Source organism: Nakamurella panacisegetis, assembly GCF_900104535.1.
In the GTDB taxonomy this organism is placed as follows: domain Bacteria; phylum Actinomycetota; class Actinomycetes; order Mycobacteriales; family Nakamurellaceae; genus Nakamurella; species Nakamurella panacisegetis.
The window spans coordinates 2,392,640-2,407,985 of the sequence record NZ_LT629710.1 but is presented as its reverse complement, the minus strand read 5'-3'; the positions used below and the strand labels follow the sequence as shown (position 1 = coordinate 2,407,985).

Annotated in this window: 9 protein-coding genes; all 9 read left to right on the top strand. The window is 68.9% G+C overall.

The window, feature by feature from the left end; genetic code table 11:
* Window positions 1-11: 11 nt before the first annotated feature.
* The 9 genes from BLS97_RS10565 to BLS97_RS10525 all read left to right on the top strand — a co-directional run bounded on the left by BLS97_RS10565 (window position 12) and on the right by BLS97_RS10525 (window position 15,346).
* A complete protein-coding gene (locus BLS97_RS10565; RefSeq protein ID WP_090481906.1) occupies window positions 12-1,469 on the top strand; it encodes an aldehyde dehydrogenase family protein in 1,458 nt (485 codons plus the stop codon).
* A gap of 148 nt (window positions 1,470-1,617) precedes the next feature.
* Complete coding sequence (locus tag BLS97_RS24205) at window positions 1,618-2,673, top strand: quaternary amine ABC transporter ATP-binding protein (protein ID WP_090475931.1); 1,056 nt, start codon at window positions 1,618-1,620, stop codon at window positions 2,671-2,673.
* A complete protein-coding gene (locus BLS97_RS10555; protein ID WP_090475930.1) occupies window positions 2,673-4,781 on the top strand; it encodes an ABC transporter permease in 2,109 nt (702 codons plus the stop codon). Before BLS97_RS24205 ends, BLS97_RS10555 begins: the two co-directional genes overlap by 1 nt.
* Window positions 4,782-4,835: 54 nt before the next feature.
* Window positions 4,836-5,948, top strand: a complete 1,113-nt coding sequence (locus tag BLS97_RS10550) for an ABC transporter substrate-binding protein (RefSeq protein ID WP_197676513.1) — start codon at window positions 4,836-4,838, stop codon at window positions 5,946-5,948.
* Window positions 5,949-6,304: 356 nt separating this feature from the next.
* Window positions 6,305-8,866: a GcvT family protein gene (locus tag BLS97_RS10545; protein WP_090475929.1), complete on the top strand. Its 2,562-nt coding sequence runs from the start codon at window positions 6,305-6,307 to the stop codon at window positions 8,864-8,866.
* A 150-nt stretch (window positions 8,867-9,016) separates the two neighbouring features.
* Complete coding sequence (glyA, locus tag BLS97_RS10540) at window positions 9,017-10,309, top strand: serine hydroxymethyltransferase (RefSeq protein ID WP_090481900.1); 1,293 nt, start codon at window positions 9,017-9,019, stop codon at window positions 10,307-10,309.
* Between the two features lie 14 nt (window positions 10,310-10,323).
* The gene (locus BLS97_RS10535) at window positions 10,324-11,565 is read left to right on the top strand and encodes a sarcosine oxidase subunit beta family protein (protein WP_090475928.1); all 1,242 of its coding nucleotides are present in this window, start codon (window positions 10,324-10,326) and stop codon (window positions 11,563-11,565) included.
* A gap of 32 nt (window positions 11,566-11,597) precedes the next feature.
* Window positions 11,598-11,897, top strand: a complete 300-nt coding sequence (locus tag BLS97_RS10530; RefSeq protein WP_090475927.1) for a sarcosine oxidase subunit delta — start codon at window positions 11,598-11,600, stop codon at window positions 11,895-11,897.
* Window positions 11,894-15,346 (top strand): 2Fe-2S iron-sulfur cluster-binding protein, encoded by a 3,453-nt coding sequence (locus BLS97_RS10525; protein WP_090475926.1) that lies wholly within the window; start codon window positions 11,894-11,896, stop codon window positions 15,344-15,346. Before BLS97_RS10530 ends, BLS97_RS10525 begins: the two co-directional genes overlap by 4 nt.

The window sequence follows — 15,346 nt, the reverse complement described above, 5'->3', positions numbered from 1 at the left end:
CTCCCCGCGGCCTGTACGTGAACGGGGCGTGGGCCACCTCCAGCGGTGGCACCCGGCTGATCAGCTGTCCGGCCGATGGCACCCCGGTAAGCACGGTGGTCGAGGGGTCGGCCGCCGACGCCGAAGCCGCCGTGGCCGCCGCCCGCGCCGCCTTCGACGAGGGCAGCTGGGCCGCGTTGCCGGAGAAGGCCCGTGGCGAGATGCTGCTCCGCACGGCCGATCTGCTGGTCCGGGACAAGGCGATCTACGCCCGGGCCGAGGCCCTTGACACCGGGAAGCGACTGGTCGAGGCCGAGTACGACATCGACGACATCGTCTCCTGTTTCCGCTACTACGGCGGTATCGCCGGCACCGACGCCGGGCGGGTGGTCGACACCGGGAACCCCAACGCCATCAGCCGGATCGTGTACGCCCCGGTCGGCGTGTGCAGCCTGATCACCCCGTGGAACTACCCGCTGCTCCAGGTGTCGTGGAAGGTGGCCCCCGCGCTGTTGGCCGGCAATACGTTCGTGCTCAAGCCGAGCGAACTCACCCCGTCCACGGCCATTCTGCTGATGGACACCCTGGCCGAGGCCGGGGTCCCGGCCGGCGTGGCCAACCTGGTCACCGGCAACGGCCCGGAGGTGGGGAGCGTGCTCACCAGCGACAAGCGGGTCGACATGGTGTCCTTCACCGGCGGGCTGGCCACCGGCAAGGCGATCATGGTCGCCGGCGCGGCCACGGTGAAGAAGGTCGCGCTCGAACTCGGCGGAAAGAATCCCAACATCATCTTCGCCGACGCCGATATCGAGGCGGCGATCGACTACTCCCTGACGGCCGTCTTCCTGCACTCCGGACAGGTCTGCTCGGCCGGCGCCCGGCTGATCGTCGCCGCCGAGCTCCACGACCGCGTGGTCGACGAGATCGTGACGCGGGCGGCCCGGATCAAGCTCGGCGGTCCGTTCGACGAGACTGCCGAGACCGGCCCGCTGATCTCCGCCGCCCACCGCGCAAAGGTGCACGCCTACGTGCAGGCCGGCGTGGCCGAGGGCGCGGTACTGCGGAGCGGTGGCGTGATTCCGACGGACGGTCCGCTGGCCGACGGCTACTACTATCCGCCAACGGTTCTCGACGGATGCACGCGAGCCATGACGGTGGTGCGCGACGAGTCGTTCGGCCCGGTCATGACCGTCGAGACGTTCACCAGCGAGGCCGAGGCGATCGAGATCGCCAACGACACCGACTACGGCCTGGCCGGTGCCGTCTGGACGTCCGACGCCTCCCGCGCGCAGCGCGTCGCCGGCGCCCTCCGGCACGGCACCGTCTGGATCAACGACTACCACCCCTATGTCCCCCAGGCCGAATGGGGTGGCTTCGGCCAGTCCGGCAACGGACGGGAACTCGGACCGACCGGGCTTTCCGAGTACCGCGAGATCAAGCACATCTGGCAGAACACCGCCCCCGCACCGCAGTACTGGTTCGCTCGCTGATATTCCTCGCTCCGTCCGGCTCCGGCCGGTCCGCAGTTCAGTACCGGCTCCGGCCGGGACGTGGCATTCCTCCCCGGTCCCCGGTGGGATGCCGAACACCAGAACGTGCCCGGCCCGATCAGCTTCCTCCACTGCCCGAGGAGATGTGATGACAGCACCCGCCACTCCCGATTTCTCCGTTCGCCATCTCTGGAAGGTCTTCGGCCACAAGGCCGACCGGATCCCGAACGATCCGGCGATGGTGAAGCTGACCGGTCCGGAGATCCTCGAGCAGACCGGGTGCGTCGCGGCCGTCCGCGACATGAGCTTCGACGTCGCCCGGGGTGAGGTCTTCGTCGTGATGGGTCTGTCCGGCTCCGGTAAGTCGACGTTGGTCCGGTGTCTGACCCGCCTGATCGAGCCGACCGCCGGCCAGGTGTTCCTCGAGGGGCAGGACATCATGAAGGCCTCCGCCTCGGCGCTGCGCGACATCCGGCGCAAGAAGATCTCCATGGTGTTCCAGCACTTCGGCCTGCTACCGCACCGCAGCGTGGTCGACAACGTCTCCTACGGGCTCCAGGTCCGCGGCACGGGCAAGGCCGAGCGGTACGCCAAGGCCCAGGAGGTGATCGAGCTGGTCGGTCTGCACGGTTACGAACGTCGCTTCCCGGACCAGCTCTCTGGAGGCATGCAGCAGCGGGTCGGGTTGGCCCGCGCCCTGGCCAACGACCCCGACGTGCTGCTGTTCGACGAGCCGTTCTCCGCCCTCGACCCGTTGATCCGGCGGGACATGCAGGCCGAGGTGATCCGTCTGCACCGCGACATGGGCAAGACGATGATCTTCATTACCCACGATCTGTCGGAGGCACTCAAGCTGGGCGACCGGATCCTGATCATGCGTCACGGCGAGCTCGTGCAGATCGGCACCGGCGACGAACTCGTCGGGGCTCCGGCCGACGACTACGTGGCCGACTTCGTGTCCGAGGTGCCCAAGGCGGACGTGCTGACCCTCAAGTGGATCGCCCGACCGGCAGCGGACCTTGACCTCTCGACCTCGGTCACCCTGCCGGCTGGCACCGTCATCCGGGATGCGATCCCGGCGGTGATGGGGTCACTCGCCCCGGTGCGGGTGGTCGACGGGGACACCACCATCGGCGCCGTCACCCGTGACGACATCCTCGGCGTCATCGGGGCCCGGCCGGGACATACGCAGGCGGTCGCCTGATGTCCGCCGGCACGACCAGCGACTCGACGAGCGAGAGGGCGGCGAGCCGGACCATCCCACCCGCCCCGACCCCGCCCGCCGCGTCGCCGGTCCCGCACCGGCGGCCCTTCCCCGCTCTGGCCGTCATCGTCATCGTGGTGCTGGCCGTCTGGGTGATCGCCCGGTACGCGTTCGCCGACCGGTGGAATCTGGCCCTGGCCCCCAACGACACCACGACGATCCACAACAACCTGAACACCTGGCAGGACTGGGTCGCCCAGAACCAGAACGTCAACCCGGTCTTCATCTACTTCGTCAACTACATCCAGATCCTGCTGCAGCACGTCAGCGATTTCATGAACAACGTCTTCTACCAGACGCAGACCGGCCTCGGCATTCCCTACATCGGCTGGCTCGGCACCACGGTGCTGGTCACGTTCGTGGCCTTCGCGATCGGCAACGTCAAGGTGGCCGGGTTGACCCTGGCCGTCTTCGTGTTCCTGGTGCTGCAGGGGCTGTGGACCGACGCGATGGCCAGCTTCGCCCAGGTCGTCACGGCGGTGCTGTTCGCCTTCGTCGTCGGACTCCCGCTCGGGATCTGGGCCGGGGTCAGCAACCGGATGAACGCGGTCATCACCCCGGTGCTGGACTTCATGCAGATCATGCCGTCGTTCGCCTACCTGGCCCCGTTCGTACTCATCTTCGGCCTCGGCACTGCTTCGGTCACCGCAGCCGTGTTCATCTTCGCGGTGCCCCCGATCATCCGGCTGACCGCGCACGGCATCCGTCAGGTCCCGACCACCACCCGCGAGGCGGTGGATTCCCTGGGCGCGACCGGCATGCAGCGACTGCGGACGGTGCTGTTGCCGATGTCCAAGCGCACCATCGTGATCGGGATCAACCAGACCTTCATGGCGGCCCTGTCGATGGTGGTCATCGCGGCCTACATCGCCGCCCCCGGGCTCGGGTCGGACGTCCGGAATGCGTTGCAGGGCCTCGACGTCGGCACCGCCTTCAATGCCGGCCTGGCCATCGTGCTGATTGCCATCGTGTTCGACCGGGTGGCGACCGCGGCCAGCGTGCGCGCCGAGCTCGCGGTCCGCAGGGGCAACTACTCGAACCGCCGGCGGCTCGTGCTCGTCGCGATCGGGCTGGTCCTCACGCTAGTCGCCATCTACCTGTCCCGCACCTACATGTGGGCCGCCCAGGCGCCGGCCACCTGGCCGAACTGGGGCCAGGCGATCAGCGACGGCGTGAGCAACGCGGCGAACTGGGCGCAGACCCATCTCTCGTTCCTCACTCTGGACTTCCAGAACGGCATCGCCTACGGGCTGCTGAACCCGCTGCAGTCACTGCTGGTCGACACGCCCTGGTTCGTCGTCGCGCTCGCGTTCGTCATCCTGGCCTACCTGGTCGGCGGCTGGCGGGTCGCACTGTGGGTGGTACTCGGTTCCCTGGCGCTGCTGGTGCTGGGCGTCTGGTCGGATGCCATGTTCACCCTGGCCTCGACCATCCTGGCCAGCATCGCCGCCATCGTCATCGGCGTGGTGATCGGCGTCTGGATGGGCCGTTCCAAGGGCGCCGACCGCGTGATCCGGCCGGTTCTCGATGCGGCCCAGACCATGCCGGCCTTCGTCTATCTGGTCCCGTTCCTCGGTCTGTTCGGCATCGGCCGGGTGACCGCGATCCTGGCCGGTGTGGTCTACGCCGCGCCGGCGGCCATCAAGATCGTCGCCGACGGCATCCGCCAGGTACCGGTCAACACCATCGAATCGGCCATCTCCACCGGATCCACCAAATTGCAGATGATCACCAGGGTGCAGATCCCGATGTCGGTGAAATCCATTGCGCTGGCCTCGAACCAGGCCGTCATCTACACGCTGTCGATGGTGGTGATCGGAGCGGCCGTCGGTGGCGGCGGCCTCGGTTACCTGGTCATCAACGGCCTGCAGAATCCGCTGTACTTCGGCAAGGGCCTGGCCGCCGGCCTGGCCCTGGTCGTCCTGGGCATCATGGTCGACCGCGTCACCCAGGCCGCGGCCAACCGGTCGGGCCAGAAGGCCCGCAGAGCGACCGAACTACTTCCCCCACCCAAGATCTCGGCTCGTCCCATCGCCGAAGCCGCCTGACCCGCCGCCACCGGTTTTCCCCGCCCGAACCGCACTCAACCCGTAGGAGACCGCATGAGCAACACCACCTCCAAGACCGTCAAACGGATGGGGATCGGCCTCACCGCCTTCGCGCTGCTGGTCAGCAGCGCCTGTGCGGCCAAGGTCAACCAGGCCGGTGGCGATTCGACGACGGCCGCGGCCACCAGCCCGGCCGCCGCTGCGTCCGGGGCGGCTCCGGCTTCCAGCACGGCCGCCTCCGGCGGGGCGTCCGCGTCCAGCAGTCCGGCCGCCTCGGGAGCGGCCTCGACGGGAAAGATGTTGCCCGTCACCGGCACCTGCAGCGCGCCAGTCAACCTGGCGATGAACGACTGGGTCGGTTACACCGCCGACGCCGCCGTCGTCACGTACATCCTGGAGAACGACCTGAAGTGCAAGGTCAACCAGAAGGCACTGGCCGAGCAACTGTCCTGGCAAGGCTTCGCCAGTGGGCAGATCGACGTCATCATGGAGAACTGGGGCCACGAGGATCTGGCCGCGAAGTACATCACCCAGCAGAAGGTCGCCGTCGATGCCGGCCTGACCGGCAACCTGGGCCAGATCGGCTGGTACGTCACCCCGGCCACGTTGAAGATGTTCCCGGACATCACCAACTGGCAGAACCTGAACAAGTACGCCAGCAAGTTCGCCACCTCCGAGTCCGGCGGCAAGGGCCAGCTGCTCGACGGCGACCCGTCGTTCGTCACGAACGACGAGGCCCTGGTGGCCAACCTGAAGCTGAACTACAAGGTGGTCTACGCCGGCTCCGAAGCGGCCCTGATCCAGGCCTTCCGCAACAGCCAGAAGAACAACACGCCGGTCCTGGGCTACTTCTACTCGCCGCAGTGGTTCCTGTCCGAGGTGCCGCTGACCAAGATCAACCTGCCGAAGTGGACCCAGGGCTGTGACAGCAACCCGAAGACGGTCGCTTGCGACTACCCGAACTACAACCTGAACAAGATCATGTCGACCAAGCTGGCCAACTCCGGTTCCCCGGCCGCCGCGCTGATCAAGAACTTCAACTGGACCAACGACGACCAGAACCTGGTCGCGAAGTACATCACCGCCGACAAGATGACGCCGGAAGCGGCCGCCAAGAAGTGGATCGACGCCAACCCGGCCAAGGTCAACGCCTGGCTCGGCAAGTAGGGCACACCGAACTCGGGTGACGCGGGCGGATCCCATCACCGCCCGCGTCACTCGGCCTCATCAGCAGCGCAGTGGTGACGGCGCATCGCCGTCGTCACCACTGCAGGTGCTGATCGGCCCAGCAAGTGTTGATCGACCCAGTAGGGTCGACCGGCTCAGCAGCGTGACCGGCTCAGCGGAGTTGATCGGCCCAGCGGAGTTGATCGGCCCAGCAGGAGGTGGTCGGCCCGGCCGATCGCCGAATTGCTCAAATATCGGACCAGTACTGGCTTTCCACCCCTTGACAGTCGCCCACGACTCGGGCCAGGCTGTTGCATAGAGCGCATCTAGTTGCGTATTACGAAACCGGAGGACAGATGGCCCAGCCGTCGTTCGCACAGCCAGCGGTCGTCATCATCGGCGGCGGCATCGTCGGGGCCAGTCTGGCCGACGAGATCACCGAACGGGGCTGGACGGACGTCACCGTCGTCGACGGTGGTCCGCTGCCGGTGTCCGGCGGGTCCACCTCGCACGCGCCCGGCGTGGTCTTCCAGACCAACGGCAGCAAGGTGATGAGCGAGTTCGCCATGTATACCGTGAACAAGTTCAAATCCCTTGTCCACCAGGGTGATTCGTGCTATCTCGCGGTCGGTGGCCTGGAGATCGCCACCACGCCCGAGCGGGCGCTGGAACTCGAGCGGCGCTACGGGTACACGCAGTCCTGGGGGGTGCCCGGCGCCCGCCTGCTGGACGCCCGGGAGACGGTCAGGACCTGGGACCTGCTCGACCCGAGCACGGTGCACGGCGGCCTGTACGTCGCCGACGACGGCATCGCCAAGGCGGTCCGCGCCGTGGCCGCCCAGCTGGACCGGGCAAGGTCAAGGGGCGCAACCGTTCTGCCGCACCACGAGGTGCTGGACGTTCTGGTCACCGGCAACCGGGTGACCGGTGTACGCACCGATCAGGGCGACATCCGCGCCGACATCGTGGTCTGCTGCGCCGGCATCTGGGGCCCGAAGGTGGCCGCCATGGTCGGCCAGACGCTCGCGCTGACCCCGCTGGCCCACCAGTTCGCCTGGACCGGTCCGGTGAACGACCTGGCCGGCCGGACCAGCGAGGCGGTCCGCCCGGTCCTGCGCCACCAGGACGCCGACCTGTACTACCGGGAGAACGGCACCGGCCTGGGCATCGGCTCCTATCGGCATCGCCCGATGCCGGTCAGGTCAACCGATCTCGCGTCCTGGAAGGACGCGGCCGCGGCTGGCGGTCAGCCGTCCGTCCTGGATTTCACCCCGGAGGACTTCGAGTTTCCGCTGGCCGAGACGGCCCGGATCCTGCCGAGTCTCGGCGAGCTGGAGCTGAAGAACGCGTTCAACGGCGTCTTCTCCTTCACCACCGACAACATGCCGCTGCTCGGCCCGCACGCGAGCATCGACGGGTTCTGGACGGCCGAGGCCGTCTGGGTCACCCACTCGGCCGGGGTGGCCAAGGCCATGGCCGAGTGGATCGTCGACGGCTACTCGCGCAGCTTCGACCTGCACGCCTGCGACCTCAACCGGTTCGAGCGCCACCAACTCGCCCCGGCCTACATCGAGGCCAAGGACTGCCAGAACTTCGTCGAGGTCTACGACATCCTGCATCCGCTGCAGCCGATGGAGCATTCCCGGCCGCTGCGCACCTCGCCGTTCTACGCCCGCGAACTCGAACTCGGCGGCGTGATGCTGGAGGCCAACGGCTGGGAACGGCCGCACTGGTACGCCGCGAACGACGCCCTGGTGACCAGCGACCGCAACACCGGTTGGCACATACCGCAGCCCGGCGACTGGGCCGGCCGGTTCTGGTCCCCCACCATCGCCGCTGAGGCCGCCGTCACCCGCACCGACGTGGCGATCTACGACATGACCGCCCTGAAGCGGATCGAGGTGACCGGGGCCGGGGCGACCGAGTTCCTACAGAGCCTGGTCACCGGGAAGATGGCCAAGTCGGTCGGGTCGGTCACCTACTGCCTGATGCTCGACATCGACGGCGGTATCCGGTCCGACGTCACCGTGGCCCGGCTGGGCGAAGAGCACTACCAGGTCGGCGCCAACGGCGCGATCGACCTGGACTGGATGCGGCGGCACCTGCCCGACGGCTCCGCGGTCCAGGTCCGGGACATCACCGCGGGCACCTGCTGCATCGGCATCTGGGGCCCGAAGGCCCGCGACGTGGTGCAGCCGCTGACCGACACCGACTTCTCCAACGCCGGGTTCAAGTACTTCCGGGCCAAGCAGGCGTTCCTGGGAACCATCGAGGTCACCGCAATGCGGCTTTCCTACGTGGGCGAGCTGGGGTGGGAGCTGTACACCACGGCCGACCAGGGCCTGGTGCTCTGGGACCTGCTGATGAAGGCCGGGGCCGAGCACGGCATCATCGCCGCCGGTCGCGGTGCGTTCAACGCGCTGCGCATCGAGAAGGGCTACCGGAGCTTCGGCGGCGACATGACCGACGAGCACACCCCGGTCCAGGCCGGGGTCGACTTTGCGGTGAAGATGGACCAGGACTTCCTCGGCAAGGACGCCCTGCTCACCCGGGAGGACGACGGGAAGCGGCTCTGCCTGTTGACCATCGAGGGCGAGAACGACATCGTCATCGGCTCCGAGCCCGTCTATGCCGTTGGCATGGATCAACTTGGCCCGAATGGGACCCGTGGGACAGAAGTCGACAAGTTCGGCCATGCCGACGAAGTTGATCCACGCCAGGAGGGGCGGGCGATCGGCTACGTCACGTCCGCCGCGTACGCCTACACCCTGGGCACGCCCCTGGCCTACGCGTGGTTGCCGGCCGGGTACACCGCGCCGGGCACCAGCGTCGAGATCGGCTACTTCGGCGACCGGTACCGCGCGGTCGTCACCGCCGAGCCGGCCTTCGACCCGGAGATGAAGAAGATCCGATGCTGAGAATCCAGGGGGTGCTCACTACGGTGGACATCGGATGCGGGCGATCGGCTCCCGCTTCCGCCGACCGCGTCACCGACTCCTCCGACCGGGACGCACGACCAGGGAGAAGTCGTCATGACGACCACCGTTGACAGCAGTGCAGAGACGTCCATGGCCTGGCCGGGACTGAACGCCGGCCTGGCCCAGGCCGACCCCGAGGTCGCGGCCCAGATCGCCAACGAGCTGCACCGTCAGCAGAACACCCTCGAGATGATCGCCAGCGAGAACTTCGCGTCCGTGGCGGCCATGCAGGCGCAGGGCAGTGTGCTGACCAACAAGTACGCCGAGGGCTACCCGGGCCGGCGCTACTACGGCGGCTGCGAGTTCGTCGACGTCATCGAGAAGCTGGCCATCGACCGGATCAAGGCCCTGTTCGGCGCCGGGTTCGCCAACGTGCAGCCGCACTCCGGAGCCCAGGCCAACGCCGCCGCCATGCAGGCCCTGATCAAGCCGGGCGACACCATTCTCGGTCTGTCCCTGGCCCACGGTGGCCACCTGACCCACGGCATGCGGATCAACTTCTCCGGCCTGCTCTACAACGTGGCCGCCTACGAGGTGTCCAAGGAGGACTACCGCGTCGACATGGACGAGGTGGAACGCCTGGCCAAGGCGCACCAGCCGAAGCTCATCATCGCCGGCTGGTCGGCCTACCCCCGGCAGCTCGACTTCGCCCGGTTCCGGCAGATCGCCGACGAGGTCGGTGCGTACCTGATGGTCGACATGGCCCACTTCGCCGGCCTGGTCGCGGCCGGCCTGCACCCGTCGCCGGTGCCCTACGCGCACGTCACCACCACCACCACCCACAAGACGCTGGGCGGCCCGCGCGGCGGGGTCATCCTGACCAACGACGCCGACCTGGCCAAGAAGATCAACTCGGCGGTCTTCCCCGGTCAGCAGGGCGGCCCGCTGGAGCACGTGATCGCGGCCAAGGCGGTGGCGTTCAAGATGGCGGCCGACCCCGCGTTCACCGAACGCGCCGGCCGTACCGTCCGGGGCGCCTCGATCCTGGCCGAACGCCTGGTGGCCGATGACGTCACCGCGGCCGGCGTGACCGTGCTGACCGGCGGCACCGACGTGCACCTGGTGCTGGTCGACCTGCGCAACTCCGACCTGGACGGCAAGACCGCCGAGGACCGCCTGCACTCGGTCGGCATCACGGTCAACCGCAACGCCGTCCCGTTCGATCCGCGCCCGCCGATGGTGACGTCCGGCCTTCGGATCGGCACGCCGGCCCTGGCCACCCGTGGCTTCGGCGACGAGGACTTCGCCGAGGTGGCCGACATCATCGCGGCCGCGCTCACCGCCGGCGTCGGCGACCTGGACGACGAGCTGGCCACCGGTCTCAAGGCTCGCGTCGCCGCCCTGGCCGAGGCGCACCCCCTGTACCCAGACCTCACGTACTGAGAAGGAACCGATCAGTGACGCCCACCCCGGTCCAGACTCCGCCCGGAGCCGATCTCCCGCAGCACCCGGAATTCCTCTGGCGGAACCCGGAACCGAAGCGTCACTACCAGGTCGTCATCATTGGAGGCGGTGGCCATGGTCTGGCCACCGCCCACTACCTGGCCCGGCGCGGGATCACCGATGTGGCGGTGCTGGAGAAGGGGTGGCTGGCCGGCGGCAACATGGCCCGCAACACCACCATCATCCGGTCGAACTACCTGTGGGACGCCAGCGCCGGGATCTACGAGCACGCGCTGAAGCTCTGGGAGCACCTGGACGAGGACCTGGACTATCCGATCCTGTTCTCCCAGCGCGGCGTGCTGAACCTGGATCACTCGCTCACCGACATCCGCGACTCGCGGCGGCGAGTGGCCGCCAACCGGTTGAACGGCATCGACGCCGAGTGGGTGGATGCCAAGGGCGCCAAGGACATCTGCCCGATCCTGAACATCGAGGACAACATCCGGTATCCGGTGCTGGGGGGCACCTACCAGCCGCGCGGGGGTATCGCCAAGCACGACTACGTGGCCTGGGGTTTCGCCCGGAGCGCCGACGCGGCCGGGATCGACCTGATCCAGAACTGCGAGGTGACCGGGATCGACATCGTCGCCGGTCGGGCGACCGCGGTGCAGACCTCGCGGGGCCCCATCACCGCCGACCGCGTCGCGATGGTCGGGGCCGGGCATTCCTCGGTGCTGGCCGCGATGGCCGGTTTCCGGCTGCCGGTCCAGTCACATCCGTTGCAGGCCTTGGTGTCCGAGCTTCTGGAGCCAGTGCACCCGACGGTCGTCATGTCGAACGCCGTGCATGTGTACGTCTCCCAGGCCCACAAGGGTGAGCTGGTGATGGGCGCCGGCGTCGACTCCTACAACGGCTACGGGCAGCGGGGCTCGTTCCACGTCATCGAACGGCAGATGTCGGCCGCCGTCGAGCTCTTCCCGATCTTCGCCCGCGCCCATGTGTTGCGCACCTGGGGCGGCATCGTCGACACCACCCCGGACGCGTCGGCCATCATGGGCCTGACCCCGGTGGAGAACCTCTACGTCAACTGTGGTTGGGGCACCGGCGGTTTCAAGGCCACACCCGGGGTCGGACACCAGATGGCCGAGCTGATCGCCACCGGCGAGGTGCCGGAACTGATGCGGGAATTCTCGCTGGAACGGTTCACCACCGGCCGTCTCGTCGACGAGCACGGCGCGGCCGCCGTCGCCCACTGACCGTCCGTCGCGCCTTATCTGTAGGAGCCATCATGATGCTGATCGACTGCCCGGAATGCGGGCCCCGCAACGAGAACGAGTTCCACTACGGCGGACAGGCGCACGTCGCCTATCCGGCCGACGGCGGTGCCTCCATGTCCGAGGAACAGTGGGCACAATTCCTGTTCTTCCGGGACAACCCGAAGGGCCCGTTCGCCGAACGCTGGGTGCACGCCGCCGGTTGCCGCCGTTGGTTCAATGCCGTCCGCGACACCGCGACCTACGAGTTCCTGGCCGTCTACCGCACCGGTGAACCGCAGCCCGTTCTCGACCGTTCAGGAGCATCCGCATGACGTCCAGTCGACTCGCCTCCGGCGGCCGGATCAACCGCCGCCGACCGCTGAGCGTCACCTTCGACGGGCAGGTGCTCGACGCCTTCGACGGGGACACCCTGGCCTCGGCGATGCTGGCCTCGGGGGTCCAGATCGCCGGGCATTCGGTGATGCTGGGCCGCCCCCGCGGCATCTCCTCCGCCGGCCCGGAGGAGGCCACCGCAGTCATCCAGGTCGAGAAGCCTTTCCCGGAGCCGATGCTCACCGCCACCACCGTCGAAGCAGTGGACGGTCTGGACGCGCGCGGCATCTTCGGGCAGGGCCGGCTGGCCGCCGACGGGGACCCGCACGCCTACGACGCGATCCACCACCACTGCGAGGTGACGATCGTCGGGGCCGGCCCGGCCGGCCTCGCGGCCGCGTTGACCGCCGGCAAGAGCGGGGAGCGGGTGCTGCTGATCGACGAGCGCCCGAAGGCCGGCGGCGCCCTGCTCACGCGGACCGAGATGGCCTGGGCCGACAGCATCGTCGGCGAGCTGGCCGGGATGCGGAACGTGGTCCACCTGCAGCGCACCACGGTCACCGGGTACTACGACGACAACTTCCTGATCGCCGTTGAGCGTCGCACCGGCCACCTGAGCGCGGAATCGACGGACGGCGCGGTGCGGGAACGGATCTGGCGGATCCGGTCCGGCCGGGTGGTGCTGGCCACCGGCGCGCACGAACGCCCGATCGTCTTCGCCGGCAACGACGTTCCCGGCGTCATGCTGGCCGAGTCCGTGCGGGTCTACCTGCAGCGGTACGGCGTGCTGGCCGGGGAGCAGGTGGTCGTCTTCACCGCCCATGACGACGCCTATCGGGTGGCCGGCGAACTGATGGCCGCGGGCGCCGCGGTCGTCGTCGTCGACCCACGCATGCCGGAAGATCACGTCGCCGATCCCGATCCGGAACTGACCACCGGCGCGGTGCTGGTCGGCAGTGTGGTGGTCGGCACCGAGACCGGCGACGACGGCGGTCTGACCGCCGTCCTGGTCCGGGACGCAGCCGGCGAGATCCGCACCGTCCCAGCGGATCTGCTCGCTGTCTCGGGCGGCTGGAACCCGGCCGTGCACCTGTACTCCCAGGCCGGCGGCAAGCTGGTGTTCGACCCGATCGTCGGCTCGTTCGTGCCGGACGGCGCCCGTCAGCGGGTCACCGTCGTCGGCAGCGCCAGTGGCCTGCGGACGACCGGCGACTGCGTGGCCGACGGCGCCGCGGTCGGCGCCGACACCGGGCTGACCGGCAACAACATCATCGTGCCGCCCGGCGACGACCTGCCGGCCGAGGTCACCCCGCCCGCTGCGGTCTACCTGGTGGCCGACCCCGACGCCGACCCGCACACGCTGACCACCCACTTCGTCGACGTGCAGCGGGACGTCACAGTGGCCGACCTGGTCCGGGCCACCGGGGCCGGGCTGGCCTCGGTCGAGCACGTCAAGCGCTACACCACGGCCGGGACCGCGCACGACCAGGGCAAGACCTCCGGGGTCCTGGCCACCGCGGTCATCGCGCACGTGCTGGGCGTCGAGCCAGGCGAGTTGGGCACCACCACGTTCCGCCCGCCGTACACGCCGATCTCGTTCGCCGCGCTGGCCGGTCGGGAACGGGGCGACCTGTACGACCCGGTCCGCACCACCGGGGCGCACCCCTGGCACGTGGCCCACGGGGCCGAGTTCGAGAACGTCGGGCAGTGGAAGCGGCCCTGGTTCTATCCGGCCCCGGGCGAGGACATGCACGCCGCGGTCGCCCGCGAGTGTGCCGCCGCCCGCACCGGTGTGGCCTTCATGGACGGATCCACCCTGGGCAAGATCGACGTCCAGGGGCCGGACGCGCCGGCCTTCCTGGACATGCTCTACACCAACCTGATGTCCACCCTCAAGGTCGGCATGATCCGCTACGGCGTGATGTGCGGGCCGGACGGCATGGCCATCGACGACGGCACCGTGTTCCGTCTCTCCACCGAGCGTTACCTGGTCACCACGACCACCGGCAATGCCGCGAAAATCCTTGACTGGATGGAGGAATGGCTGCAGACGGAGTGGCCCGAGATGCGGGTCTGGTGCTGCTCGGTGACCGAACAGTGGGCCACCATGGCCCTGGTCGGGCCGCGCTCCCGCAGCCTGCTGGCGGCACTGGCCCCGGATCTGGCCGTGTCCAACCAGGACTTCCCGTTCATGGCCTGGCGGGACACCGTGGTCGCCGCCCTGCCGGCCCGGGTGGCCCGGATCTCGTTCTCCGGTGAGCTGGCGTACGAGATCAACGTGGCCTGGCACGACGCGGCGGCCCTGTGGGACGCCGTCTGGTCGGTCGGCGAGCCGGTCGGGCTGACCCCGTACGGCACCGAGGCCATGCACGTGCTGCGGGCCGAGAAGGGTTACCCGATCATCGGTCAGGACACCGACGGCACCATCACGCCGCAGGATCTCGGGATGAGCTGGGTCGTGTCGAAGAAAAAGGCCGACTACATCGGCAAGCGCTCGCATGCGCGCCCCGACAACGACCGGCCTGATCGCAAGCACCTGATCGCACTGCTCCCCCGCGACGAGCGGCTGCTGCTGCCCGAGGGCGCCCAGATCGTCGCCACGCCGACGCTTCCCCCTCCCCCGGTGCCGATGCTCGGACACGTGACCTCGTCCTACCCCTCGGCGGCCCTCGACCGGACGTTCGCCCTGGCCCTGCTCAAGGGCGGCCGCGACCGGATCGGCGAGACGGTCTACGTCGTCGTCGACGACGTGCCGCAGCCGGTGGTGGTGACCGGACCAGTGGTGGTCGACCCGGACGGGCAGCGCCGCGACGGCGACCCGGCGGGCGACGGTGATCCGATCCCAGCCCTCACCCTCGCCGCGGCCCTGCCGGTCTCGCCGCTGCGCACCTACTGCGACGAGTTCGCCGCACTCTCGCATCCGGCTCACGCCGGGGTCCGGATCGCCGAATCACCCCTGATGTCGATGGTTCTGGTGCGGGCGCGGCACGGAACGGCCGGCGCCGCGGCGGTGGAGTCGGCCCTGGGGACGACGTTGCCGGCCACCACCGGAGAGGTCACCTACGCGCACAGCGACGCCGTCCTGGCTCTCGGGCCGGACGAGTTCCTGGTGCTGGCCGGCCCGGGCCATGCCGCCGAACTGGAGTTGAGGTTGCGGACCGCGTTGGGCGACGAGCCCGGTGCCGTCACCGACGTGTCGGCGTCCCGCACCATGCTCCGGATCTCCGGCCGCAACGCCCGCCGGATGCTGGCCCACGGCGTCGCCCTGGATCTGGACCGGCTGCCGGAGAGCACCTGCGCGCAGTCGGTTCTGGCCCAGTGCGCGGTGGTGCTGTTCAGCGACGGACCGGCCTGGACCGACGACGACCTGATCAAGGTGCTTGTACGCAGTTCCTTCGCCGCGCACCTGGCCCAGTGGCTGCTGCTGACCGCGCCGGAGTACGTCTGA